The following is a 23,409-nucleotide window of genomic DNA, read 5'->3' on the forward strand; positions in this document are numbered from 1 at the left end:
CCGGTCTTGGTGTGCAGGCGGCCGGCGGTGTCCACGATGACGGTGTCCACCTTGTCGTCGATGCCCTTGGACACCGCATCGAAGGCGACCGACGCCGGGTCGGCCCCCTCGTCCTTGCGCACCACCTCCGCGCCGACACGCTCGCCCCAGGTCTGGAGCTGGTCGGCGGCGGCGGCCCGGAAGGTGTCGGCCGCGCCGAGCAGCACCTTGCGGCCGTCGCCGATGAGGGCGCGGGCGAGCTTGCCGGTGGTCGTGGTCTTGCCCGTGCCGTTCACCCCGACCACGAGCACGACGGCGGGACGCTCGCCGTGCGGCGCGGTGTGCAGCGTACGGTCCATGTCGGCGCCGATCTGGGTGAGCAGCTGCTCGCGCAGCAGAGCGCGCGCCTCTTCGTGGCTGCGCGAGCCGAGCACCTTGACCCTGGTGCGCAGCTCCTCGACCATCGCGCGCGTGGGCGCGACGCCCACGTCGGCGGTGATCAGCGTGTCCTCGATCTCGTCCCAGGCGTCGTCGTCCAGCCGGTCACGGGACAGCAGCTCCAGCAGGCCCTTGCCCAGCGTGCTCTGTGAGCGGGCGAGCCGGGCGCGCAGCCGGACCATGCGGCCGGCGGACGGCGGCGGGATCTCGATGACCGGCGCGGGGGGCGCGACCGGCTCGGCGGGCTTGACCGGAGGCGGGACGGTGGTCGTCGCCGCCTCTTCCTCCAGCACACCCGTGGCCTGCCCTGGTCCGGGCTCGGTGATGGTCGGGGCCTCCGGAGGGCGCACCGGCGGAGGCGCGTGCCGATCCCTGGGCCGGAACAGCAGGAACATGCCGCCGACCGCGAGCAACGCGACGACGACAACGATCACGACGATGCCGAGATACCCATCCACAAGATGTCAGTTTTCCAGACGGCCACCCGTGCTCACGCCCCGGGCTTGCCCACGCCGCGCCGCTTTCCCCGACATTTCCTCTTTGGAGCGCTGAAGCGATCACTTGTGCGTCCGCCGCAGAGCAGCGCGGCTCCACACGTGATCCCCAGGTTCGGCCACGTCATGCGGGACGGCGAGAGGGCCGCGTCACCCCAGGGGTGGAGACGACGGTGGATCTCCGCCCGGTGACCGGTGGAGCCGGCGAACTCGGCGTCGCCGGTGAGCGGCGGCACTCCCGGCGATGAGGGGCTCCCGCTCCGGGCCGGCGGGGTTTCAGGCGGGCGACAGGCGGCGGTAGGTGCCGTACCAGTGGGCGGCGGCGAGCTCGTGGGCCACGCGGGCATCCTCGGCGGGGTCGTCCTCGGTGTCCATCACGTGCCGGGCGATGACCTGCTCACCGCCCCACACGATGACCCGGGCCGCGCGCTCGGGGTCGAGGGCGGGGGACGTGCGCCCGGCTCGCTGCTCCTCCGCCAGATGCCCGGCGACGCGGTCGATGAAGCGCCGCTGGCCGGCCTCCAGTGCTTCGCGCACCGTGCGGTCGTACCCGGCCACTTCCATGATCGCCGCGTAGGTGCCGGGACGCGACCGGTAGTGGCGGATGATGCGCAGATAGGCGTCCCCCAGCCACGTCAGCCCGTCGGCGGGCCCGTCGGGACCCCAGTCCCTCCCGACCTCGAACGTGCCGGATTTCAGCGAGGCGGTCAGCCGCAGGATCAGCTCGGTCTTGTCGCGGAAGTACAGGTAGAACGTGGATCGCGACAGACCCGCCTGCGACGCGATTCGCTCGACGCTGAGCTCGGTGAAGCTCGCGCCCTCGGCGAGGAGTTTCTCGACGACGCCGAGCGTGCGTGCCTCGGCCGCCGCACGACGGTCCGCGGTGGCGGCGGAGGTCCGCCGGGTTGTGGATGCCATGGCCTTCCGATGCTCGGTGCGAAGGTGCACTTTCACCTGGTCCCGTGACCTGCCCCACCCTAATGTAGGCTGCGCTGGACAGAGTGTCCAACACTTCGTCCAACACCATGTCCAACATTCGGCGTGGATGACCTGCGAGAAAGGGTGGCCGATGCCGCTTCGTACCTACGTGTTGATCCCTGGCGCCTGGCATGGCGGCTGGGCCTGGCGGCCGGTGGCCGAGCGGCTGCGCGCCGCCGGGCACCGCGCGGTCACCCTGACGCTTCCCGGCCTGGCCGACGGGGACGACCCCACCGGCCTGCGCCTCTCGGACGCGGTGGACCACGTCGTGAACAAGGTGGAGGGGCTCGACCACACCGATGTGGTCCTGGTCTCGCACAGCTGGGGCGGCTACCCGATGACCGGGGCCGCGCACCGTCTCGGCGGGAGGGTCGCCGAGCTCGTCTACTACAACGCGTTCGTGCCCAGGCCGGGCGTCTCGCTGCTGGGCGAGAACCCTCCCGAGAACGTCGCGCTGCTGCGGTCGCTGATGGAGTCCTCCCCCACGGGCTCCGTTCCGATGGCCCTGGAGTTCGTTCAGCAAATGCTCATGCAGGACGTCGCCGAGGCGGCCCAGCGCCAACTGGCCGAACTGCTGACGCCCCAGCCCGGCGGCTACTGGGAGGACGCGCTCGACATCCCCGAGGTGACCGAGCTCGGCGTCCCGGGCCGGTACATCCTGAGCGAGGACGACCGCGCTCTGCCGCGTCCTGGCGCCGAGTTCGCCGCCCGGCTCGGAGTCGAGCCGGTGATGGTCCCGGGCACGCACGAGAGCCTGCTGACCCACCCCGATGAGGTGGCGAAGGCACTGCTCGACGACTGATCCCTGATGAAGCTCGGCGACCGAGCCCCATGAGCGCTCCCCTGGTGGCCTCAGAAGAACGGTCACGCCGGGGCTCCGGCACCTCAGCCGGGGCCCGGCCCGGGCCCAGGCCCTCCCGTAGAGGGGCAGGCCGACGCGACCGGTGCGGCGTGAAAAGCAGGTTGGTACGCGACCGGTGCGCCGGCGGGGTCAGGCGGGTTCGCGTTCGCGGAGGCGCTGGCTGACGACCTGGGTGACGCCGTCGCCGCGCATGCTCACGCCGTACAGGGCGTCGGCGATCTCCATCGTGCGCTTCTGGTGGGTGATCACGATGAGCTGGGAGCTCTGCCGGAGCTCCTCGAACAGAGTGAGCAGGCGCTGGGTGTTGGTGTCGTCCAGCGCGGCCTCGACCTCGTCCATCACATAGAACGGCGACGGCCGGGCCTTGAAGATCGAGACGAGGAACGCCACGGCGGTGAGCGAACGCTCGCCGCCGGACAGCAGTGACAGGCGCTTGACCTTCTTGCCCGGCGGCCGGGCCTCGACGTCGACGCCGGTGGTGAGCATGTCGGAGGGGTCGGTGAGCACCAGCCGCCCCTCCCCGCCCGGGAAGACCCGGGTGAAGATCGTCTCGAACTCGCGGGCGACGTCCTGGTAGGCCGCGGTGAACACCTGCTCCACCCGGTCGTCGACCTCCTTGACCACGGTGAGCAGGTCGCGCCGGGTCTTGCGCAGGTCTTCGAGCTGGGAGTTGAGGAACGCGTGCCGCTCCTCAAGGGCGGCGAACTCCTCCAGCGCGAGCGGGTTCACCTTGCCGAGCTGGGTCATCTGCTTCTCGGCGACCCGGGCGCGCTTCTCCTGCTCCTCGCGGACGTAGGGCACCGGCTCGCCGTCGGCGACCGGCACGGGCTGGTCGGGGCCGTACTCGGAGATCAGCGCCTCGGTCTCGACCCCGAACTCCTCGATGGCCCGCTGCTCCATCTGCTCAAGGCGCAGCCGCTGCTCGGTGCGGGCGACCTCGTTGCCGTGGGCGCGGTTGACCAGTTTGTCCAGCTCGGCGGCCAGCTCGCGCACCCGGGCGCGTACGGCCTTGAGCTCGGCGTCGACCGCGGCGCGCGCCCGGTCGGCCTCCTCACGCTCGTCGGCGGCCAGGCCCAGAGACGTCTCGAGCACTCCGAGGGCCCGCGCGGCGCCGCGGACGACGGCCTCGGCCACCTGGGCCTGGGCACGGCGCCGCTCGCGCAGGGTGACGGCGTCGGCACGCTCGGCCCGCTCGCGCCGTGCGGCGGCCATGAGCTGGTCGGCGCGACCCGCGATGCCCCGGACGCGCTCCTCGGCGGTGCGGACGGCGAGACGCGCCTCGATCTCGGCCTGCCGGGTGACGGCCAGCTCCGTCGCCAGGTCGTCGCGTGCCTCCGTGGTCGGCTCGGCGGCCAGCTCATCGGCGTACTCGGCCTCGGCCAGGCGCTCCTCCAGCTCCACCACCCCGGCCAGGTCACGATCGCGAGCCTGCTCGGCGGTGGCGACGCCGCGGGCCAGCCGCTCACACTCGTCGCTCGCGGCCTTGGCGGCGGCGTCGAGCTGGGCCAGCCGCCGGGCGGCGAGCGCGACCCGCTGGTCGGCCTCCCGCTGGCGGGTCCGCACCCGGTCGAGCTCGCCCTGCGCGGCGTTCACCCCGGCCTGAGCGGTGTTCACCCCGGTCTGGGCCTGGGCGGCGCGCGCCTGGGCGGCCTCCACGGCCTGCTGGGCGGCCCGCTCGGCCGCCGTGGCGCGGTCGAGCTCGCCGGCGGTCACCTCGACGGTGGCCCCGGCCTGCTCAAGATCGGTGACCGCCTGGTCGAGCGCGGCGCGCACCTGGAGCACCGAGGTGCCGCCCGCGGAGCCACCGTGGGCGTGGTAGGCGCCGACCAGGTCTCCGGACCAGGTGACCGCCCGCAGGTCGGGGCGCTGCTCGACGAGCTTCCTCGCCACGGTGACGTCCTCGGCGACGACCACGCCGGACAGCAGGCTCTCGACGGCGGGGCGCAGCTCGTCGGCCACGGTGACCAGGTCGGCCACCCACTCGGCGTCGTCGAGCGGAGCGGGCCTGGGCACGGCGTCGGTGGCGGCGACGACCAGCGCGGCCCGCCCGGCCTCCTCGGCGCGCAGCAGCTCGACCGCGTCGACGACGGTGGACAGCGACTCGACCGCGACGGCCCCGGCGGCGGCGCCGAGCACGGCGGCCACGGCCACCTCGGCGCCCGGCCGGACGGTCATCATCGCGGCGAGCGGCCCGAGCACCCCGGACAGACCGGAGGCGAGCAGGGCGGCCCCGCCGTCCGCGCCCTCGGCAAGGCCCATGCGCAGTGCGTCCCGCCGGGCCTCCAGTGCGGCGACCGCCCGCTGGGCCTCCTGGTCGGCCGCGCGGGCCGCGCTCAGGGCCGTACGCGCCTGCGACAGCGCCGTGCGCGGCGCCTCGACGGCGGCTCTGGCCTCCTCGACCGCGGCCCGGGCCTCCTCGACCGCCGCCTTGGCCTGCTCGACGCCCTGCTCGGCGCGGGCCAGCTCTTCGGCGAGGGCGGGATCGGCGGCCGGCTCGGCCTCCTGCTCGGCGTCGTGCTCCTCGCGCGCCCGCTCGCTGCGCTGGCGGGCCTCCGCAAGGGCCTTGGCCAGCCGCCCGATCTCCTCCTCGGCGGCCCGCGCACGGCCGCGTACGGCGGCGACCTCGCCGCGCAGCCGGGCCAGCGCCTCGCGCCGGTCGGCGGCCGCCCGCGCCGCGGCGGCCAGGCGCCGCTCCTCTTCGGCGAGCGCGCTCTCGGCTTCCGAGCGCCGCCAGACGGCCTGTTCCAGGATCTCCTCGGCCTGCTCCAGCTCGGTCTTGAGCGCTTCTTCGCGCTCGCGCACCTCCGCGGCCTCGCGCTCGTACTCCTCGGGATCGCGGCCACGCCGCTCGATCGAGGCCGCCTCGACAGCGTGGCGGTGCCGCTCGGCGGCCAGGGTCTCGACGCTGTGGAAGCGCTCCTTGAGCCCGGCCAGCCGGTAGTAGGTCTCCTGGGCCGCCGCCAGGCGGGGCTGGGCGGCGGCCTCGGCGGCCTCCAGCTCGGCCTCGCGAGCCTGCCCCTGCTCCAGCTCGGTCTCCACCTGGGAGCGCCGCGCCTGAACCGCCGCCTCGTCGGCGGCCTCGCGCTCGAGGTGGTCGCGCAGGCGGGCGACGTCGTCGGCGAGCAGGCGCAGCCGGGCGTCGCGCAGGTCGGCCTGGATGACGGCGGCCTTGCGGGCGATCTCCGCCTGGCGGCCGAGCGGCTTGAGCTGGCGGCGCAGCTCGGTGGCGAGGTCCTGGACGCGGGTGAGGTTGGCCTGCATGGCGTCGAGCTTGCGCAGGGCCTTCTCTTTGCGCTTGCGGTGCTTCAGCACGCCCGCGGCCTCCTCGATGAAGGCGCGGCGCTCCTCGGGGCCGGCGTGCAGGACGGTGTCGAGCTGGCCCTGGCCGACGATGACGTGCATCTCACGGCCGATGCCGGAGTCCGACAGGAGCTCCTGGATGTCGAGCAGGCGGCAGGTGTCGCCGTTGATGGCGTACTCACTCTGGCCGGAGCGGAACATCAGCCGGCTGATCGTGACCTCGGTGTAGTCGATCGGCAGGGCGCCGTCGGTGTTGTCGATGGTCAGCGTCACCTCGGCCCGGCCGAGCGGCGGCCGCGAGGAGGTGCCGGCGAAGATGACGTCCTCCATCTTGCCGCCGCGCAGCGACTTGGCGCTGTGCTCGCCCATGACCCAGGCCAGGGCGTCGACGACGTTGGACTTGCCCGAGCCGTTCGGGCCGACGACGGCGGTGATGCCGGGCTCGAACTTCAGGGCGGTGGCGGAGGCGAAGGACTTGAAGCCGCGCAGCGTGAGGGTCTTGAGGTACACGCGGCGCCGACCTCCCCGTCTGCTCGCGGACCGCCTCGCGTGCCCGGGACGGTCCCATCTGGCCCTTCGGGGCACACTACCGGCTCAGACGGCCTCAGGTGTGCTCACCGGCGCGGATGGGGATGACCGCGCGCGCGAACAGGCGGTGGAGGTCCATCGCACATCCGGCGAACACCCACAGAGCACGCTCGGAGCGCCCGCGAACCCGGTGGAACACGCGAGTTCGTACGGAGGAGCGAAGGCCGGGCCCGACGAGAAGCCGTCGCGGGTCACCGGCCTGATGCCGGGGCCGTACGCGAGCCTGTACGGAAGGCGAACAGGCGTGGACGAGACCAGGCACGGGTGGGAAGACTCGTGACCGCCGGGACTGGAGAGAGCAGCGGGGAGCTCGGGACGGCCTCGCGGCACGGTGAGTCACCGGGCGCGGGCCGCGGACGCGCCGGAAAATGACAAGGGACGCCTTTGGGGGGCGTCCCTCACGGTGTGTTGCCGTACCGAACCTCAGGTGAGGGCCGGCTCGCGATCCTGCAGGTGCGAGAACGTCTCGTCACGCGACTGGGCCGCGAGAGCGTCGTTCTGCGCCTGGAGCCTTGTGAGCTCAGCCTCCAGATCGCGGATGCGCTGCTGGAGACGGCGCATTTCCGAGACCATCCGAGGGTCGAGACCGCCGACGTGGCCGAGTAGAGCCTTCGCCATGGTTAAGGGTCCTCCACGCTGAGTGACCAAACTGGTTCGCGCACTTCTTGCCGCGGGAGGGGTGCGCGTGTTTCCTATCAAGAGTCGCACCGGCAATGGAGGCGGTCAAGTTGAACGCTCCCCATGAATGCGCCAATGGGCACTCCCGACATGTAAATATACCGCATTTAGGGGGTTTAAGGGAAGCGCCTACCGCTCCACAAATCCACCAAGACCACCGCGAACCGGTGACCAGCGCTCCACCACGCTATCTACCCGCCCGGGCGTGTTCCCACCCCTGAGCAGGGCAAGAAGCTTCTCACAGGCTTCGCGCGGCCCCTCGGCGACCACCTCGACCCGGCCGTCGTCCAGGTTCGACGCCGAACCGACCAGGCCGAGCTCCAGAGCCCGTGACCGTGTCCACCAGCGGAAACCCACGCCCTGGACGTGCCCGCGCACCCAGGCGTTGAGACGAATGTCACTCCTGTCGGCCTCGCTTGCGCCGGACGCCGCTTCCCGGCTCATGTGGCCGCCCGAGGTTGACAGCGGGGGCAACTGTAGGAGGACCTGTTCATGAAAGACTCCCGCAGGACCGGCCCGCCGCAGCGAGCGCACGGCTCACCCTGCCGGCCGTACACGTTGAGCGACCGGTCGAAGTAGCCGCTCTCGCCGTTGACGTTGACGTACAGGCTATCGAAGGACGTACCGCCCTGGCCGAGCGCCTCGGACATCACCTCGCGCACCGCCGTCAGCAGCTCGTCGACCTTCCGCCTGCTCAGCGACCGGGTCGGCGTGCCCCCGTGCAGCCCCGCCCGCCACAGCGCCTCATCGGCGTAGATGTTGCCGACCCCGCTGATCAGGGACTGGTCCAGGAGCGCACGCTTGACCTCGGTCTGCCGGGTGGCGAGCCGCAGCGCGAACAGCTCCTCGTCGAAGGCCTCCTCCAGCGGATCGGCCGCGATGTGCGCGATCGGCTCGGGCACCGCCCGGGGCGGCGGCAGCAGCGGGGCGACGAGCAGGTGGCCGAAGGTGCGCTGGTCCACGAACCGCAGCTCGGGGCCGCCGTCGGCGAAGCCCAGCCGCACCCGCAGGTGCTTCTCACGCGGCGCGCCCGGCTCGACCACCAGAAGCTGCCCGCTCATCCCCAGGTGGGCGAGCAGCGCCTCCGACGCGTGCGGCACGGCGTCCGGCGGTCGCGGCACCTGCGGGACGTCCATGCCGGGGACGGCCTGCGGTGCCAGGCGGGCGGATCCGTTGGGCGAGGCGGCCGAGGCGCCCCCCGCCGGGCCGTGGGAGCCGTTCACCGGATCACCGAGCGGCAGCCAGAGGTACTTGCCCCGGCGCTCGGCCGACAGCAGCGTGCGGCCCGCCAGCCGCGCGGCGAAATCGGCGGACCCCGCCACATGCCTGCGCACCGCGCGAGGGTGCAGCACCTCGGCGAAGGCGACCGTGCGCCCCGTGACCCAGCGCGCGAGCCCCCGCCGGACGACCTCGACCTCCGGCAGTTCAGGCATCAGGTCAGCTGGCCTTCTTGTCCCGAGCCTCGGCGGCCGCGCGGATGGCGTTCCAGGCGGCCTCCGCGGCCTGCTGCTCGGCCTCCTTCTTGCTGCGCCCGGCCCCCGAGCCGTACTCCTGCCCGCCCACCCGGACGGTCGCGGTGAACGACTTGGCGTGGTCGGGCCCGCTCTCCTCCACGTGGTACTCGGGGACGCCGAGCATCTCGGCCGCGGTGAGCTCCTGCAGCGAGGTCTTCCAGTCGAGGCCCGCACCGAGCGAGGCCGACCGCTTGATCAGCGGGTCGAAGAGGAGATGGACCACGCGGAACGCCTCGTCCAGCCCCTTGTCGACGTAGATCGCGCCGATCAGGGCCTCCAGGGTGTCGGCGAGGATGGACGACTTGTCCCGCCCGCCGGTGCCCTCCTCGCCCCGGCCGAGCCGGGTGAACCGGCCGAGGTCCAGACCACGGGCCACGTCGGCGAGGGCCCGCATGTTGACGACGGCCGCCCGCAGCTTGGCGAGCTGGCCCTCGGGAAGGTCGGGATGCCCCCGGAACAGAGTGTCGGTGACCACCAGGCCCAGCACCGAGTCGCCGAGGAACTCAAGGCGCTCGTTGGTGGGCAGGCCGCCGTTCTCGTAGGCATAGGAGCGGTGCGTCAGCGCCCGCTCAAGGAGATGCTCGTCCAGCTTGACGTCGAGCCTGTGCTCGAGCTCGTCCCTGGCGATCTCTACCGGTATCGGCTTTCCACCTGCGGCCACGTCTCCTCCTCGGACGGTGTGTATCCGGCCGTCACGCAGCACGTCACGACCATGGTCGCGATGGCGGATGGAACGCGGGTGCCCGAAAACGTGGTGGACGCCGGGAGATTGCGGCGGCCCCGGCGCCCACCACGGCCGCGGGCGAACCGCCACCGCACGCCTTGACACGGTGGACGGTCATCCCGGCCGGATGCGAGGCATCCGGCCGGCTCACCGGCCACCGCAGGCGTGATCAGGCCGACGGCTCGATGACCTGTCGGCGGTTGTAGGTGCCGCAGGTCGGGCATGCCACGTGCGGCAGCTTCGGCGACCGGCACTGGTTGCAGCTCACGAGCGCCGGCGCGGCGGTCTTCCACTGCGCGCGGCGGGAGCGGGTGTTGCTCCGCGACATCTTCCGCTTGGGGACGGCCACGTCAACCCTCCTGGTGGTTGTTGTTCTCGATGTTCAGGCCCTGCAACGACGCCCAGCGGGCGTCGATGACCTCGTGCCGGTGGTCCGGGCCGGCTTCCGCCAGCTTGACCCCACACTCCACGCAGAGACCGGGGCAGTCTTCACTGCAGACCGGGCTCAACGGCAGTGCGAGCACCACCGCGTCGCGGAACGTCGGCTCGAGATCGAGGAGTTCACCGTCGAGGAGTGAGTCGTCCTCGGCGGCGTCCTCCGCCGAGTAGAAGAAGAGCTCCTGGAAGCCGACCTCGATCTCCGAGGTCAACGGGTCCAGGCAGCGCGAGCACTCGCCGCTGAGCGGCGCCCGCGCCGTGCCCGTGACGAGCACGCCTTCCATCACTGCCTCGAGCCGGATGTCCAGCTCGATCTCGGCGTCCTTGGGGACGCCGATCATGCCGACGGTGAGATTCCCCGGTGCCGGGAGGGAACGGGACATCTCGCGCATGGAACCCGGCCGCCGTCCCAGATCATGGGTCGAAATGACCCAGGGGGCCCGGGGGTCGAGGCTATGCAGCGTCTTCCTGCTCTCTTGAGGCATGGCGAATCACCGCCGTCGTACAAGGCCGATGAGAAAGAATACCAGCACTCAGCCGCGGAGCCGCTCGACGAGCATGCGGTGCACCAGATCGGGCACGAGGCCGGAGACGTCCCCACCATAGCGGGCGATCTCCTTGAGCCGGCTGGACGACAGGAACGAGTACTCGGGGTTGGTCGACATGAACAGCGTCTCGACCCCGGACATGCGGTAGTTGAGCTGCGCCATCTGCAGCTCGTAGTCGAAGTCGCTCACCGCGCGCAGGCCCTTGACGATCGTCGGGATGCCCTGCTGCTTACAGAAGTCGACGAGCAGGCCGTAGAACTTCTCGACGCGCACGTTGCCGTACTCGCGGGTCACCGCCTCAAGCGTCTCGATGCGCTCGTCCACGGTGAACAGGCTCTTCTTCTCCACGTTGATGAGCACGGCGACCACCACCTCGTCGTACAGCCGGGAGGTCCGGCCGATGATGTCGAGGTGACCGTTGGTGACAGGATCGAACGACCCCGGACAGACGACGCGACGCAAGGCGTACCCCCAGTTTCTACTGGTTCCCGGCGGCGCGACCGTACCAAACGGACGCTTCGCCATAGCGACGGACCCTCTCCTCCGTGTAGCCGGGAGGCCACTGCAGATCCTTCCCCCGCGACTCGCGCTCCACCGCGACCAGGGCGTCCTCGGCGAGCCAGCCGTTGTCACGCAGCCGATCGAGCACCTCGCGCACCGTCTCGTCCCGCAGCGCGTACGGCGGGTCGGCGAACACGAAGTCGTACGGCTCGGGGCAGGGCCCGGCGACCACCCGCTCCACCTTGTCCCCGCTGACCTCGGCCCCGGGGAGGCCGAGCGCGGCGATGTTCGCCCTGATCGTGCGCAGAGCCTTGCCGTCGGACTCCACCAGCAGCGCGTGCGAGGCTCCCCGCGAGAGCGCCTCCAGGCCCACCGCCCCCGACCCCGCGTACAGGTCCAGCACCCGGGCGCCGTCCAGCGGGCCGAGCAGGGACCCGACGGTGGAGAACACCCCCTCCCTGGCACGGTCGCTGGTCGGCCGCGTGCCACGCCCCGGAGGGACGGAGATGCGCCGCCCGCCGGCGGTTCCTGCGATGACTCGGCTCATTGGCCCATTCTCGCCGCCGCCGTACCGGCCGGCGCACCCAGCCCGAGATCGCCGGCCGGGGCACCAGGTCAAGAGTGGCCAAGTGTCGTCGACGAAAGCGCAAGGGTCGTTCCCCCGCGCCGCCCGACCCCACATGATGAGTTCTGCGGCCTTCATGGTGACCCAGAGGAAGGCCGACCGGCGTGATCGTGAGCCCTTCCGCGCGCCGGTGCCCTCGGCACCTGACCCGAGGGTGGGCCCAGCCAGGGACGGCATTCGGGGGGAGGCCGTCCCAAGGCTGGGCCCTGGGTCATTTTTTGTGCTGTGCCTATTGGCCTCGCTCCGCTCGGCGGCTCGTGGCGCCCTTGAGGCGGCGCTCCTCGTCGTCGTACGGGCTCGTTCCTCGCACTCGCTCTCTCCTGCCCTCAGAGCACCGCCGCGCCACGAGCGCTCCGAGGGCAGGAGGGGCGAAAGGGAGGCCCGGGAGAGTCTCGGGGGCTCGCTTCGCTTGGTGAGTGCGGTTGGGGTCCTGCCAGGAGGGCTAGGGGGCTTCCGGGGCGAGGGGCGGGATCAGGTCTTCTCCAGGTATTCGGCGCGGTCGTCGCCCAGGAGGCGGTCGATCTCGGCCTTGAGCGCGGGGTGCTCCGCCAGCTCGGGATCGCCCGAGAGCAGGCTCGCGGCCTCTTCGCGAGCGGCCCTGATGACATCCTCGTCGCGCAGCAGACGCAGCATCTTGAGCGAGGACCTGCGGCCGGACTGGGCGGCGCCGAGCACGTCGCCCTCGCGCCGCTGCTCCAGGTCGACCCGGGAGAGCTCGAACCCGTCGAGGGTCGCCGCCACGGCGTCCAGCCGTTCGCGGGCGGCGGTGCCGGCCGGGAAGTCGGTCACCAGCAGGCACAGCCCGGGCAGGCCACCGCGGCCCACCCGGCCACGGAGCTGGTGGAGCTGTGAGACGCCGAACCGGTCGGCGTCCATGATCACCATGACCGAGGCGTTGGGGACGTCCACGCCGACCTCGATCACCGTGGTGGCCACCAGCACGTCGACCTCGCCGCGGGTGAAGGCGCGCATCACGGCGTCCTTCTCCTCGGGCGCCAGGCGGCCGTGCAGCACCTCGACGCGCAGCCCGGCCAGCGGCCCCGCCGCGAGCATGGGGGCGACCTCCAGGACGGCCAGCGGCGGGCGGCGCTCGCCGCCGGCGCCCTCGGCCGCCTCGTGCAGCGCGTCCAGGTCGCCGGGGTCGCTCAGGTCGCCCTCGTCCCCCTCCAGGTCGCCGATGCGGGGGCACACGATGTACGCCTGGCGGCCGAGGCCGACCTCCTCGCGGATGCGCCCCCAGGTGCGTTCGAGATAGTGCGGCTTGTCGGCGGCCGGGACGACATGGGTGGTGATCGGCGCCCGGCCGGCGGGCAACTGGCTGAGCGTCGAGACCTCGAGATCGCCGAAGACCGTCATGGCGACCGTGCGCGGGATCGGCGTGGCCGTCATCACCAGCACGTGCGGCCGCCCGCCCCCGGCCTTCTCGCGCAGGGCGTCGCGCTGCTCGACGCCGAAGCGGTGCTGCTCGTCCACGACGACCAGGCCGAGGTCGGCGAACTGGACGTGCTCCTGGAGCAGGGCGTGTGTGCCGATGACGATGCCGGCCGCGCCGGAGGCGGCGTCGAGCAGAGCCGCCCGCCGGCCGGCCGCGCCCATCGAACCGGTGAGCAGCGTCACGGCCGTACCTCCGAACACCCCTCCGGTGCCGAGGTCGCCCAGCATGCGGACGATGGAGCGGTGGTGCTGCTGCGCCAGGACCTCGGTGGGGGCGAGCAGGGCCGCCTGACCGCCCGCGTCGACGACCTGGAGCATCGCGCGCAGCGCGACCACGGTCTTGCCGGCGCCGACCTCCCCCTGGAGCAGCCGGTGCATGGGGTGGGCCAGGGCCAGCTCGGCGGCGATCTCTTCGCCGACGGCTACCTGGCCCTCGGTGAGCTGGAAGGGCAGTCGCCCGTCGAAGTCGTTGAGCAGCCCGTCGTCGCGCCGCGGACGGGGGGTGGCCGGCCACGCGGCGGCGGCCAGGCGCCGCTGGGCCAGCACGGCCTGCAGGATGAACGCCTCGTCGAACCTCAGCCGCCGGCGCGCCCGGGAGACGTCGTCCTGGTCGCGCGGACGGTGGACGGCCTCCAGCGCCTCGGCGAGGCCGGACAGGCGGTGCCGGGCGCGCAGGTCGTCCGGCAGCGGGTCGGGGATCGGGCCGAGGGTGTCCAGCACCACGCCGATGGCCCGGCGGATGACCCAGGAGCTGATGCCGGCCGCGGCCGGGTAGATCGGCACGGGCGCGGCGGCGAACTCGGCCGCCGACGACTCGGCCTCCTCCAGCGGCTCGAACTCGGGGTGGTTGAGCTGCCACTTGGCCCGCTCGCCCCGCCCGAACCGCCCGACCTTGCCGGAGAACATGGCGCGGGTGCCGGGTTTGAGCCGGGTCTCGACCACGTGGGAGACCTTGCCGAAGAACGACAGGTAGATCTTGTTGCGCCGCCCGTCGACGACCTCGACCTCCAGCCAGGTGCCCATGCGGTTGCGCATGGGCTTGCGCATGTGGCGCGACACCTCGCCCACCACGGTGACGTGCTCGTCGACCTCCAGGGCGTCGAGCGCGGTCAGCTCGCCCCGCTCGGCGTACCGCCGCGGGTAGTGGCGCAGCAGCTCGCCGACCGTGGTGATGTTGAGCGAACTCTCCAGCGGCTTGGCCGTCTTGGGGTCCAGCGCCTTGCTGAGCGGCTCGTCGAAACGCGTCACGCCAACCAGTTCTACCGCTCCGTGCCGACAAGAACCTCCAAGCCCCCGCAACGAATCCCGCACACCCGGCAAGCCCGTCGCACAGGCTCACCGGCCGGCCGCCGTATTCCGGCGCCGGCCTCACCGCACACCACCCCGCCGCCCCGGCGCCGATCACCCTCGCGACGAGGCGGGAGCACTCCGTACGTCACGTCGGCGCCCCCTATGGAGGCATGGCACGGCGCCCGGAACTCAGACGCGAGGGCCGGGCGCTTGTGCGGGGCGGGTCACTCGACGCCGATGAGGAGGGGGTAGCCGCCCTGGCCGCCCTCGTGGACGGCGACCTCGATGTCGGGGCGCACCGTCGCCAGGTGGTCCTGGACGGCGCGGCAGGGCTCCTCCCCGCCTTGGGCGCCGACGATGAGGGTCACCAGCTCGCTGCCGGCCGAGAGCATGCGGGAGACGGTCGTGACGGCCGTGGCGGCGACATCGGAGCCGATGAGGGCGACGTCGCCGTCGATGACACCGAGGACGTCGCCGGGCCGGCACACGCCGGCGCTGGTCACGGCGGAACGGTCGGCCACCCAGACGTGGCCGTGGCGGGCGTGGCCCGCGCTGTCGGTCATCGCCACCACGTCGTCGTCGAAGCGCCGCATCGGGTCGTGGACGGCGAGGGCGGCCAGCCCCTGGACGGTGGCCTTGGTGGGCAGGACGCTGACGACCACGCCCTCCTCGCGGGCGATCGCCGCCGCGCCCATGGCCACGGCCGTGACCCCGGAGTCGTTGGGCAGCACCGTGACCTCGGTGCCGGCCCGCCTGATCGCCTCCAGCACCGCGCCGAGCGTGGGGCTGGACCCGGGCTCGCGGCGCACGACCACGGCCCCGGCCTCCTCGAAGAGCCGGGCGATGCCGTCTCCCGCCGCGACGGCCACCACGCCGCGGCCCTGCCCGCGCCGGGGAGCGGGCGCCGCCTCCAGATGGGCGATCTTGAGACGGTACGGGCGTCCGGCGCGCATCCCGGCCTCGACGGCGGCGCCCGCGTCGTCCACGTGCACGTGGACGTTCCACAGGCCCTCCCCGCCGACGACCACCAGCGAGTCGCCGAGACGGTCGAGTTCCCCGCGCAGCACAGCGACCGCGTCCTCGTCCGCCTCCAGCAGGTACATCACCTCGTAGCCGAAGCCCTCGGCGTGCCGGTGCTCCTCGTCCGCGACCGGGGCGTGCCGGGCGGCGGGCACCTCGTACCGGGCGGCGTAGGAATCGGTGATCACCGAGGCCAGGGTCTCCAGGATGACGGTGAGCCCCGCGCCGCCCGCGTCGACCACCCCGTTGCGGGCCAGCACGTCGAGCTGCCCGGTCGTGCGCCCCAGGGCCGTACGGGCGGCGGAGGCGGCCTTCGTGGCCACTTCGGCCAGCTCGCAGGAGGCGTCCTTGAGGGGCTCCACGGCGTGCGCCGCGGCGCTGAGCACGCTCAGCACCGTCCCCTCGACCGGGCGGGCCACCGCGCTCCTCGCCATCTCGGCGGCGCGCGCGAGCGCCTGGCGAAGGTCGCGGCCCACCCCCTCGGCGGCTCCGAGCGCCTCGGCCATCCCGCGCAGCGCCTGGCTGACGATCACTCCGGAGTTCCCCCGGGCGCCGAGCAGCGCGCCGCGGGCGAGGGTACGCCACGTGGCGCCGGCGTCGGCGCCGGGCGGCAGCGCCTCCACGGCCTCGGCGGCCGACAGCATGGTCAGGTGGAGATTCGTCCCGGTATCCCCGTCGGGGACCGGGAAGACGTTGAGCGCGTCGATCTCGGCGCGCACCCGGCCGAGCGAGTCGGCGCACAGCCGTGACCAGCGGCGCACCGCGGCCGGGTCGAGTGTGCGCAGCGCTTCCGCGGCGGGCTGCGAAGGCATGGGGGCTCCCTCCTGCGCGCGGCGAGACGCCCCCGCACGGCACGACGCACGGTGGTTCGCACGCGCGGGACCGCGCCGGCTCCGCTGATGCGCTACGGTTGGTGATACGAGATTATCCCCGTTCGCCCGCCCCTCCGTTTGGCGAGCACCGGGCGACATCGGATACCCTCGTGTGGCCAGCCGGTTGTCCCGGCATGCCCGACCGCCGCTTCTACCTCGGTTTCGGGCCTATTGACTGATCTAAGGAGCGATGACCGTGGCTTCCGTCTGCGACGTTTGCGGTAAGGGGCCGACTTTCGGCAACAACATCTCGCACTCGCACCGCCGCACCCGCCGCCGTTGGAACCCCAACATCCAGCGTGTTCGCGCGATGGTGGGCAGCACGCCGAAGCGGATCAACGTCTGCACCTCCTGCATCAAGGCGGGCAAGATCACCCGCTAGACCGCGTCCTTCCGATTGGCCTGCCGCCCCTGAGGGCCGGCAGGCCATCGGTGTTTTCCTGGACCCACTCCCGGTTTCACAGGAAGATCCCAGCAGGACCGGTTCCAGCGTTTCGGCCCGGAACGCCCATAGCTCCGGCGAGGGGCAGCGCAGGCCGTGAGGTGGGTCTCTAAGTGGGGTGGAGTTCATGGTCGTCTCCACCGGAGGAACCTTGGCCGGTGGCGTCCCCGCCCCGTGACGTCAGATGATCTCAAGGTTGGCCATCATCCCCATGTCCTCGTGTTCGGCGTTGTGGCAGTGGAAGAGGTAGCGGCCGCGGTAGCCGGTGAAGCGGGTGATGATCTCCGCCGATTCGCCCGGTCTCAGCGACAGGGTGTCCTTGAGTCCCGCGTCGTGGGGGCGGGGCGCCCTCCCGCCGCGTGAGAGCACTCGGAAGCCGACCAGGTGCAGGTGGACGGGGTGGTGGACATCGGCGATGAGGCGCCAGATTTCGACGTCGCCGAGGCGGGTGGTGACGTCGGTGCGGGCCGGGTCGAACGGGAGGCCGCCGATCAGCCAGCCGTGGCCGCCGTGCATGCGTCCGGCGCGGAAGGAGAAGTCGCGCACGCGGGCCGCGTCCGGCCGCTGCCAGGACGGCAGGTCCCGGGACAGGACGGGTGGGACGCGGCTGGGATCGGCGGCCGTGCGGGCGATGCGGAAGGCCATCACCTCGCGGGTGCGGCCCGAGCCCAGCCGGTTGCGGAGCCTGACCCGGCCGCCCGCGGGGACGCCGGAGAAGTCGACGACCAGGTCGTAGCGCTCGGCCGGGGCGATCGGCAGGGACCGGTGGGTCACCGGCCCCGCCAGCAGCCCCTGGTCGGCTCCGATCTGGACGAGGTCGAGTCGGCGCCCGTCGTCGGTGACGGCCTCGAGCTCGTAGTGCCGGGCGTTGGAGGCGTTCAGGACGCGCAGCCGGTGGCGGACCGCGTCGACCTCGTGGACCGGCCAGGGGGCGCCGTTGACGAGGATCACGTCGCCGAGGACCCCGGCGAGGTAGGACTCGCGGACGCCCGGCCGTTCCCGCAGGCCGGGGTCGAGGGAGGGGTACAGAAGACCGCCCTCCCCGTCGAACGCGCGGTCCGTGATCACCAGCGGGAGCTCGCGGTCCCCCGCGGGCAGGCCGAGCCCCTCTTCCTCCTCGTCGCGGATGATGTGCAGCCCGGCGAGGCCGCGCCAGATCGCGGGGGCCGTGAAGTCCATCCGGTGGTCGTGGTACCAGAGCATCGTCGAGCGCTGGTCCATGGGGAAGGTGTAGTCGCGGGTCAGCCGCGTCACCACCGCCCGCGGGTCGCCCATCCCGGGCATGTCATGCATGTGGTGGGCCATGTGGGTCGCATCGTGCCGGCCCTCGGGCAGGACGAGGTCGGTCGGATAGCCGTCGGAGGCCGCGGTGGTGTGCCCGCCGTGGAGGTGGACGACGGTCGGCACGGGCAGCTCGTTGCGGTGCGTCACGGTGACCGGCCGGCCGCGGCGGGCCTCGATCGTCGGTCCGGGGAAGACGCCCTCGTAGGTCCACATCGGCGTCCGGACGCCGGGCAGGATCTCGATGGCGGCCTCGCGCTGCGTCACCTCGTACCGGTCGACGCCGCCGACCGTCGCGACCGGCTTCAGGACCGCGGGAAGCGGCAGCGGCGTCCGGAACGCGGGCGGCAGCGGCAGGGCGCTGCGCAACTGCGCTCCGGTGGCCGGCGGACGGCGGGACAGCGCCGCCGCGGTCGACAGCCCCGCGAACGCGGTCAGGCCCAGAGCTCCGCCGATGCCCAGCGCCTGGCGCCTGGTCGGTTCACTCACCGTCGGCCTCCACTCGAACGGGCGGCCGCCGCCACACGGCGGCGAACTGCGCGACCATCCCGGCGACGGTCGCCACGCCCAGCGGCAGGTGCAGCCACAGGGCGCCGGCCATCCCGGCGAAGTACTGCACCGTCTCCGCCGCCGCCAGCGCCAGCGTGGCGAGGAAGGGTCCGGCCTGACGCAGCCGGACCCAGACCGCGATCGCCGCGATCAGCTGGAGGTAGCCGAGGGAGGTGACGGTGTCGGCACCGGCCGCGTGCAGGCGTAGGCCGTCATAGGAGCCGCTCAGGTAGACGCCGGCGAACACCGGCTGACCGAAGATCGCCACGGTGTGGGCGCTGACGGCCGCCCGCAGGACCCACCAGGCGCGGCCGGTTCGCGGCACCATGGATCGTCCTCCTCATCGGTAGGAACCGGACCCGGACGCCCGGTTCAGGTGGTCACTTCTGGAGGACGGCCTGGATCTCCAGGCTGATCGCGATCTTGTCGCCGACCCGGCGGATGCCGGTCGAGCGGTAGCGCATCTGCGGGTACTCGCCGACGTCGAGGTAGTCGGCGGTGCGCAGGTGGTCGTCGCGCATCGCGTTGCCGGTGTCGATGGAGGCCAGGTCGATGGTCGCGGTGACGGAGGAGTCCAGCAGGTCCTCGCCGGTGACGATCGTGACGTCGAAGGCGGAGAACCGGCCGCGGATCTTGTTGATCATGAGGTGGCGGACGGTGAAGGCGACCTCGGAGTGGACCGGGTCGGCCTTCCACGCGCCGACCAGGTGGTCGGGGATCGCGATGGTCGCGGGGATGGTGTTCATGTACGTCTCCTGAATGCGGGGCTGTGCGGGGACGTGGTGGGGAGTCAGGGATCGAGGTCGGTGGCGCCCTTGCCGGAGGTGATGTCGAGGGGCACCGAGACCTGGTCGTGGACGATCAGCCAGAGGTCGTCGATCTTTCGCAGGCCGTAGGTGACCCTGACCCACATGCCACTGGTGGCGGTCCCGTTCTTGAGCGTGCCGCCGAGCCGGGCGAAGGCGTATCCGAAGGCCACGTCGTCGCCCACGGTGAGCGTCAGGTCGCGGATCTCGTAGCGCACGGTCTCGAAGAACAGGAACACGTTCGCCCAGTTCCGGGCCTTGGCCTCCACCCCGACGTGCTGCAGCGGCGGTTCTACGTCGAACGACACGACCTCGGCCGCATAGACGCTCTTCAGCGTCTCGAGGTCCTTGTCCCGGAGAGCATCGATGATCTTGCCGACCTGCCGGCGGATCTGCGCCTCGTCCTGCTCGCGCTGCGTGGACGGCGTCATGGGGGTCTCCCTTCGCGGTGAGGCCTGTCGGCCCCTTCAGACCACGAAGTTATGCCGCCACGGCTATCCTGTCGAAGATCAATATTGCTATCGGGCTATAGCACTGGAGGCATGATGGAGCTCCACTCGCTCCGGCAGTTCCTGGTGGTCGCCCGGCTGGAGCACCTGAGCCGGGCCGCCGACGAGCTGCGCGTCGCCCAGCCCTCGCTGAGCCGCACCATCGCCCGGCTGGAGAGCGAGCTCGGCGCGCCGCTGTTCGACCGCAGCGGCCGACTCCGGCTGAACGACACCGGCAGGCTCTTCCGCGACCATGTCGAACGCGCCCTCGGGGAGCTCGAGGCCGGGCGGCGCGCCGTCACCGAGGCCACCGATCAGGGCCTGGGCGCCGTCCGGCTGGCCTCGGAGACCTTCCTCACCCTCACCGGACCGCTGGCCGCCTTCAAACGCTCCCATCCGGCCGTCGAGCTCGAACTCCACTGGTCACCGCCCGAGGACATGGCCCGCCGGCTGCGCTCCCAGGAGATCGATCTGTGCGTCGCCTCCCAGCCCGTCCACGCCGAAGGACTGGAAGGGACCGCCCTGTTCGAAGAGGAGGTCGGCGTGGCCTTCCCGCTGGACCACCCGCTGGCCGGCCGCACCTCGGTGACCATGGGCGAGCTCGCCGACCAGCCGTTCGTCACCGCCCGCAGCGGACACTGGCTGCGCCGCCTGCTCGACCGGCTCTTCGCCGCCCACGGCCTCGTCCCGAAGATCGTGTGCGAGAGCGACGAGCACAGCGCGATCGCCGACCTGATCAGCGTCGGCTTGGGCGTCGGCCTCGTCCCCGCCTTCGCCCGCCGCAGCGCCACCCGTGCGCCCCTCGCCTGGATCCCCGTCGACGACCCCGCCTCCCGCCGCACCGTGACCCTCTACTGGGCCGCCGACTCCCACCTGTCCACCGCGGCCCGCCTGATGCGCACCACGATCACCGACTGGAACTGGACCACCGGCGAACCCCCGTCCTAATAGGGGCGGAGCCGGAACACGGCGGAAAGGGGCCGCCGACCCCGTCCGCGCTGGTCAGCGCGTCGATTGGCAGGGCCCGCACCAGGGCCAGAAGGAAGCGCTCGGGTCGTGCCGGCCGCGGTCGATGTAGATGACCGCCAGGGGACGCCGTCGAGGCGCCTGCCTCCCCCCGCAGGCCGAATCGGAGGCGGCGTGGTGCGGGGACTCAGCGCCAGTGCCAGGCGTGGTCGACCGGGCCGATGCCGGCGCCGAGCGGGAAGCCGTGGGCGATGGCCCCGGTGACGTACTCCTTGGCCTTGGCCACCGCACCCGGGACGTCCTCGCCCAGCGCCAGGTAGGAGGCGATGGCGGAGGCCAGCGTGCAGCCGGTGCCGTGCGTGTGCCGGTTGTCGTGCCGCTCGGCGGAGAAGCGGTACTCGCGGGTGCCGTCGGTGAGCAGGTCCACCGGACGGCCGGGCAGATGCCCGCCCTTGATCAGTGCCCAGGTGGGCCCGAGCGCCAGCACCGCCTCGGCGGCCGGGCGCAGGCCGCCCTCGTCCTCGACCTTCACCGAGGTGAGCTGCTCGACCTCCCACAGGTTGGGCGTCACGACGGTCGCCACGGGGAGCAGCCGGGAGGTCACCGTCTGGACGGCCTCGGGAGCGAGCAGCGGGTCGCCGTGCTTGGAGACGCCCACCGGGTCCACCACCACGGGCACGTCCAGGCCGCCCAGCACCTCGGCGACCACCGTGACGAGCCGCGGGGAGGCCAGCATGCCGGTCTTGACCGCCTGAGCGCCGATGTCGCCGAGCACCGAGTCGAGCTGGGCGCGTACCGCCTCGGGCGGCAGCTCCCAGTAGCCCTGGACACCGAGGGAGTTCTGCGCCGTGACGGCCGCGATCACGCTCATGCCGTGGACGCCGAGGGCGAGCATGGTCTTCAGGTCGGCCTGGATGCCCGCACCTCCGCCCGAGTCGGAGCCTGCGACGGTCAGCACGCGGGGAGGAGTCACCCGTCCATCAAACCAAACCCCGTACGAGGCCCGTCCCGCCGCTCCGGCGGTCGTGGAAGGCGGATGGCTCTCGGGGCCGGCGCTAAGGGGTGGCCTGCGCGGGGGGAACGGCGTCGGCGGACAGGCGGCAGCGACCGCCGGTGAGCTCACAGGTGTCCGGGAGGACCGGTTCGCCCTCTGCGGTGAAGGACACGGCGATCTGCTCGCCTTCGCGCAGCCTCCCGGCGGAGGAGACGACCAGGACGCCGTCCTCCTGCGTCCATTCGGCACCGTCCGCTCCGGTGACCGTGCCGCTCACCGGGACGCGGAGGGTCCAGCCGCCCAGCGTGGCCCCGGTATTGGTGATCGTCAGCCGGCCGGTGTAGCCGGCCGAGGTCGTCTCGGGCAGGTCGAACTCGACCGACACCCGGCCGGGCGCGATCAGCGGGTCGGGGCCACTGGCCGTCGGCGTGGCCTCCGGAGTGGTGATCTCGGTCTCCTCCTCGGTCGGCACCGGGTCGGAGGTCTCGTCCGAGGTCGGGCGGGTGGTGGGGGACGTCAGCTCGTCCTCAGGGGCGGTCTCGGTGTTCTTGGGGGTCGGCCGGGTGGACGGGCGCGTGGTCGGGCGGGCCGGTGTACGGCTCGCCCTGGACGACGGGGTGCCGGAGGGCGCCGGGTCGCGGGGGGTGGCGGTCGGTGTGGCGGTCTCCTCGTCCGCGTCGTCACCGAAGGTGTCGGCGGTGCCGGAGTCGGAGGGAGTGGTCGAGGGATCTTCCACCGGAGGCTTGGCCGGGCCGACGGCCGCGCAGACCTGGCCGCTCGGGCAGTCGGGGGTCTCCACCAGGTTCATCTGGCCGGAGCTGAGCCGGAGGCCGATGACGACGGTGGCGACGGCCGTGACGACCGCCGCGGCGGACAGCGCGGCGATCCGCCGCCCGCGTCCCGCCCTCGGCTTGGCCGCGCGGCGCCGGCCGCGCGAGCGCCCGTCCGCACCGTCATCGCCTGAGTCCGCGCTGGAAGCCCAGGGCCCGTCGCCGCCGGCCTCCGCGTCCTGATCAGGGGCGCCGAGGCCGACGCGTACGGTGTCCTCCGCAGTGGCGGGGTCCGTGTGGCCCGGCCTGGCGCCGGAGCCGAAGTCCGCCTCCCTGGGCCCGGACTCTGGGCCGGAGCCGGGAACCGCGCCGAAGCCGGCCTCGGCGGACGCCGAACCGGAGGCCGGGTCGGGTGCGACATCCGACCAGGAGCTGGGCCAGGGCAGCGCCGGAGCGGTGTCCCAGGCGCTCGGGCGCGGTGGTTCCGGCTCCTGTGGGAGCTCCCACGACTGTGTCTCCTCCCCCACCGACGCGTACGGCCCGCTGGGCGAGGGACCGTTCGCGGCGGAGGCGTGCGCGGGGGCCACGTCGCCCGTCGAAGGGCCGGTGGGCGAGGGCTCGGCCGGCCAGGAGGGGTCAGGGGCGTTCAGCCACTCCGCGGTCCCGCGCTGGTCGTCGTCCGGGCGCCCGGCACGGCCGCGGCCGTCCGCCCCGTCCGGTTCGGACCCTCGGCCTCGCCATGACGTGTGGCGTCCCCGTCCCATGAAGCGCCTTCCTCTTAGAAATCACAGCGGGACACTTCATAACACCTTCAGCACGGCTTTGTCACA

General features: G+C 72.6%; 22 protein-coding genes. 3 read left to right on the forward strand and 19 right to left on the reverse strand.

Annotated features, from left to right (window positions below; all coding sequences use genetic code 11):
• Both IEY93_RS05370 and IEY93_RS05375 read right to left on the reverse strand, forming a co-directional pair.
• Window positions 1–875, reverse strand: an 875-nt coding sequence (locus IEY93_RS05370; protein WP_189161840.1) for a signal recognition particle receptor subunit alpha, incomplete at its 3' end; no start/stop codon positions are given.
• A gap of 312 nt (window positions 876–1,187) precedes the next feature.
• Complete coding sequence (locus tag IEY93_RS05375; RefSeq protein ID WP_189161841.1) at window positions 1,188–1,829, reverse strand: TetR/AcrR family transcriptional regulator; 642 nt, start codon at window positions 1,827–1,829, stop codon at window positions 1,188–1,190.
• A 151-nt stretch (window positions 1,830–1,980) separates the two neighbouring features.
• Here IEY93_RS05375 and IEY93_RS05380 point away from each other — a divergent pair, with 151 nt between their 5' ends.
• The gene (locus IEY93_RS05380; RefSeq protein WP_203968362.1) at window positions 1,981–2,691 is read left to right on the forward strand and encodes an alpha/beta fold hydrolase; all 711 of its coding nucleotides are present in this window, start codon (window positions 1,981–1,983) and stop codon (window positions 2,689–2,691) included.
• A 189-nt stretch (window positions 2,692–2,880) separates the two neighbouring features.
• Here the strand turns inward: IEY93_RS05380 and smc are convergent, their stop codons facing one another.
• The 11 genes from smc to fakA form a co-directional block, all read right to left on the reverse strand.
• A complete protein-coding gene (gene smc, locus IEY93_RS05385; protein WP_189161842.1) occupies window positions 2,881–6,561 on the reverse strand; it encodes a chromosome segregation protein SMC in 3,681 nt (1,226 codons plus the stop codon).
• A 501-nt stretch (window positions 6,562–7,062) separates the two neighbouring features.
• Entirely contained in the window at window positions 7,063–7,257 is a 195-nt protein-coding gene (locus tag IEY93_RS05390) for a hypothetical protein (protein WP_189161843.1), read from the reverse strand.
• A 189-nt stretch (window positions 7,258–7,446) separates the two neighbouring features.
• On the reverse strand, window positions 7,447–7,761 hold the full coding sequence (locus tag IEY93_RS05395; RefSeq protein ID WP_189161844.1) for an acylphosphatase: 315 nt from the start codon (window positions 7,759–7,761) through the stop codon (window positions 7,447–7,449).
• Entirely contained in the window at window positions 7,758–8,750 is a 993-nt protein-coding gene (gene mutM / locus IEY93_RS05400) for a bifunctional DNA-formamidopyrimidine glycosylase/DNA-(apurinic or apyrimidinic site) lyase (protein WP_189161845.1), read from the reverse strand. Before mutM ends, IEY93_RS05395 begins: the two co-directional genes overlap by 4 nt.
• 4 nt (window positions 8,751–8,754) lie before the next feature.
• Window positions 8,755–9,459 carry a ribonuclease III gene (rnc, locus tag IEY93_RS05405; protein ID WP_229690907.1) on the reverse strand — a complete coding sequence of 235 codons (705 nt, stop codon included), beginning with the start codon at window positions 9,457–9,459 and terminating at the stop codon, window positions 8,755–8,757.
• 265 nt (window positions 9,460–9,724) lie between these two features.
• A complete protein-coding gene (gene rpmF, locus IEY93_RS05410) occupies window positions 9,725–9,904 on the reverse strand; it encodes a 50S ribosomal protein L32 (protein WP_189161846.1) in 180 nt (59 codons plus the stop codon).
• 1 nt (window position 9,905) lies between these two features.
• Window positions 9,906–10,478 carry a YceD family protein gene (locus tag IEY93_RS05415; protein ID WP_189161847.1) on the reverse strand — a complete coding sequence of 191 codons (573 nt, stop codon included), beginning with the start codon at window positions 10,476–10,478 and terminating at the stop codon, window positions 9,906–9,908.
• A 48-nt stretch (window positions 10,479–10,526) separates the two neighbouring features.
• The gene (coaD, locus tag IEY93_RS05420) at window positions 10,527–11,003 is read right to left on the reverse strand and encodes a pantetheine-phosphate adenylyltransferase (RefSeq protein ID WP_189161848.1); all 477 of its coding nucleotides are present in this window, start codon (window positions 11,001–11,003) and stop codon (window positions 10,527–10,529) included.
• 16 nt (window positions 11,004–11,019) lie between these two features.
• The gene (gene rsmD / locus IEY93_RS05425) at window positions 11,020–11,589 is read right to left on the reverse strand and encodes a 16S rRNA (guanine(966)-N(2))-methyltransferase RsmD (RefSeq protein ID WP_189161849.1); all 570 of its coding nucleotides are present in this window, start codon (window positions 11,587–11,589) and stop codon (window positions 11,020–11,022) included.
• Between the two features lie 549 nt (window positions 11,590–12,138).
• Window positions 12,139–14,349 carry an ATP-dependent DNA helicase RecG gene (gene recG, locus IEY93_RS05430; protein ID WP_189161850.1) on the reverse strand — a complete coding sequence of 737 codons (2,211 nt, stop codon included), beginning with the start codon at window positions 14,347–14,349 and terminating at the stop codon, window positions 12,139–12,141.
• Between the two features lie 266 nt (window positions 14,350–14,615).
• Window positions 14,616–16,223, reverse strand: coding sequence for a DAK2 domain-containing protein (fakA, locus tag IEY93_RS05435; RefSeq protein ID WP_189161851.1), 1,608 nt, complete (start codon window positions 16,221–16,223; stop codon window positions 14,616–14,618).
• A 256-nt stretch (window positions 16,224–16,479) separates the two neighbouring features.
• Here fakA and rpmB point away from each other — a divergent pair, with 256 nt between their 5' ends.
• The gene (rpmB, locus tag IEY93_RS05440) at window positions 16,480–16,665 is read left to right on the forward strand and encodes a 50S ribosomal protein L28 (RefSeq protein WP_189162037.1); all 186 of its coding nucleotides are present in this window, start codon (window positions 16,480–16,482) and stop codon (window positions 16,663–16,665) included.
• Between the two features lie 240 nt (window positions 16,666–16,905).
• On the opposite strand, the gene IEY93_RS05445 is transcribed toward rpmB, so the two are convergent.
• The 4 genes from IEY93_RS05445 to IEY93_RS05460 are packed head-to-tail and all read right to left on the reverse strand — an operon-like array spanning window position 16,906 to window position 19,792.
• On the reverse strand, window positions 16,906–18,495 hold the full coding sequence (locus IEY93_RS05445) for a multicopper oxidase family protein (protein ID WP_189161852.1): 1,590 nt from the start codon (window positions 18,493–18,495) through the stop codon (window positions 16,906–16,908).
• Window positions 18,488–18,883, reverse strand: coding sequence for a hypothetical protein (locus IEY93_RS05450; protein ID WP_189161853.1), 396 nt, complete (start codon window positions 18,881–18,883; stop codon window positions 18,488–18,490). Before IEY93_RS05450 ends, IEY93_RS05445 begins: the two co-directional genes overlap by 8 nt.
• 52 nt (window positions 18,884–18,935) lie before the next feature.
• A complete protein-coding gene (locus IEY93_RS05455) occupies window positions 18,936–19,301 on the reverse strand; it encodes a YceI family protein (protein ID WP_189161854.1) in 366 nt (121 codons plus the stop codon).
• Between the two features lie 44 nt (window positions 19,302–19,345).
• Entirely contained in the window at window positions 19,346–19,792 is a 447-nt protein-coding gene (locus IEY93_RS05460) for a YybH family protein (protein ID WP_189161855.1), read from the reverse strand.
• A gap of 111 nt (window positions 19,793–19,903) precedes the next feature.
• On the opposite strand from IEY93_RS05460, the gene IEY93_RS05465 reads away from it, so the two are divergent.
• On the forward strand, window positions 19,904–20,797 hold the full coding sequence (locus IEY93_RS05465; protein ID WP_229690888.1) for a LysR substrate-binding domain-containing protein: 894 nt from the start codon (window positions 19,904–19,906) through the stop codon (window positions 20,795–20,797).
• 205 nt (window positions 20,798–21,002) lie between these two features.
• Here the strand turns inward: IEY93_RS05465 and thiD are convergent, their stop codons facing one another.
• Window positions 21,003–21,788 (reverse strand): bifunctional hydroxymethylpyrimidine kinase/phosphomethylpyrimidine kinase, encoded by a 786-nt coding sequence (gene thiD, locus IEY93_RS05470; RefSeq protein WP_229690889.1) that lies wholly within the window; start codon window positions 21,786–21,788, stop codon window positions 21,003–21,005.
• A gap of 82 nt (window positions 21,789–21,870) precedes the next feature.
• Window positions 21,871–23,343 carry a hypothetical protein gene (locus tag IEY93_RS05475; RefSeq protein ID WP_189161857.1) on the reverse strand — a complete coding sequence of 491 codons (1,473 nt, stop codon included), beginning with the start codon at window positions 23,341–23,343 and terminating at the stop codon, window positions 21,871–21,873.
• Between the last annotated feature and the right edge of the window lie 66 nt (window positions 23,344–23,409).

It is taken from the genome of Sphaerisporangium melleum (assembly GCF_014646695.1).
Lineage (GTDB): Bacteria > Actinomycetota > Actinomycetes > Streptosporangiales > Streptosporangiaceae > Sphaerisporangium > Sphaerisporangium melleum.

Coding starts and splice junctions, on each gene's coding strand:
- IEY93_RS05375 (WP_189161841.1), bottom strand. CDS start 1,829: ATGGCATCCACAACCCGGCGGACCTCCGCCGCCACCGCGGACCGTCGT.
- IEY93_RS05380 (WP_203968362.1), top strand. CDS start 1,981: ATGCCGCTTCGTACCTACGTGTTGATCCCTGGCGCCTGGCATGGCGGC.
- IEY93_RS05390 (WP_189161843.1), bottom strand. CDS start 7,257: ATGGCGAAGGCTCTACTCGGCCACGTCGGCGGTCTCGACCCTCGGATG.
- IEY93_RS05395 (WP_189161844.1), bottom strand. CDS start 7,761: ATGAGCCGGGAAGCGGCGTCCGGCGCAAGCGAGGCCGACAGGAGTGAC.
- mutM (WP_189161845.1), bottom strand. CDS start 8,750: ATGCCTGAACTGCCGGAGGTCGAGGTCGTCCGGCGGGGGCTCGCGCGC.
- IEY93_RS05415 (WP_189161847.1), bottom strand. CDS start 10,478: ATGCCTCAAGAGAGCAGGAAGACGCTGCATAGCCTCGACCCCCGGGCC.
- rsmD (WP_189161849.1), bottom strand. CDS start 11,589: ATGAGCCGAGTCATCGCAGGAACCGCCGGCGGGCGGCGCATCTCCGTC.
- fakA (WP_189161851.1), bottom strand. CDS start 16,223: ATGCCTTCGCAGCCCGCCGCGGAAGCGCTGCGCACACTCGACCCGGCC.
- IEY93_RS05450 (WP_189161853.1), bottom strand. CDS start 18,883: ATGGTGCCGCGAACCGGCCGCGCCTGGTGGGTCCTGCGGGCGGCCGTC.
- IEY93_RS05455 (WP_189161854.1), bottom strand. CDS start 19,301: ATGAACACCATCCCCGCGACCATCGCGATCCCCGACCACCTGGTCGGC.
- IEY93_RS05460 (WP_189161855.1), bottom strand. CDS start 19,792: ATGACGCCGTCCACGCAGCGCGAGCAGGACGAGGCGCAGATCCGCCGG.
- IEY93_RS05465 (WP_229690888.1), top strand. CDS start 19,904: ATGATGGAGCTCCACTCGCTCCGGCAGTTCCTGGTGGTCGCCCGGCTG.
- IEY93_RS05475 (WP_189161857.1), bottom strand. CDS start 23,343: ATGGGACGGGGACGCCACACGTCATGGCGAGGCCGAGGGTCCGAACCG.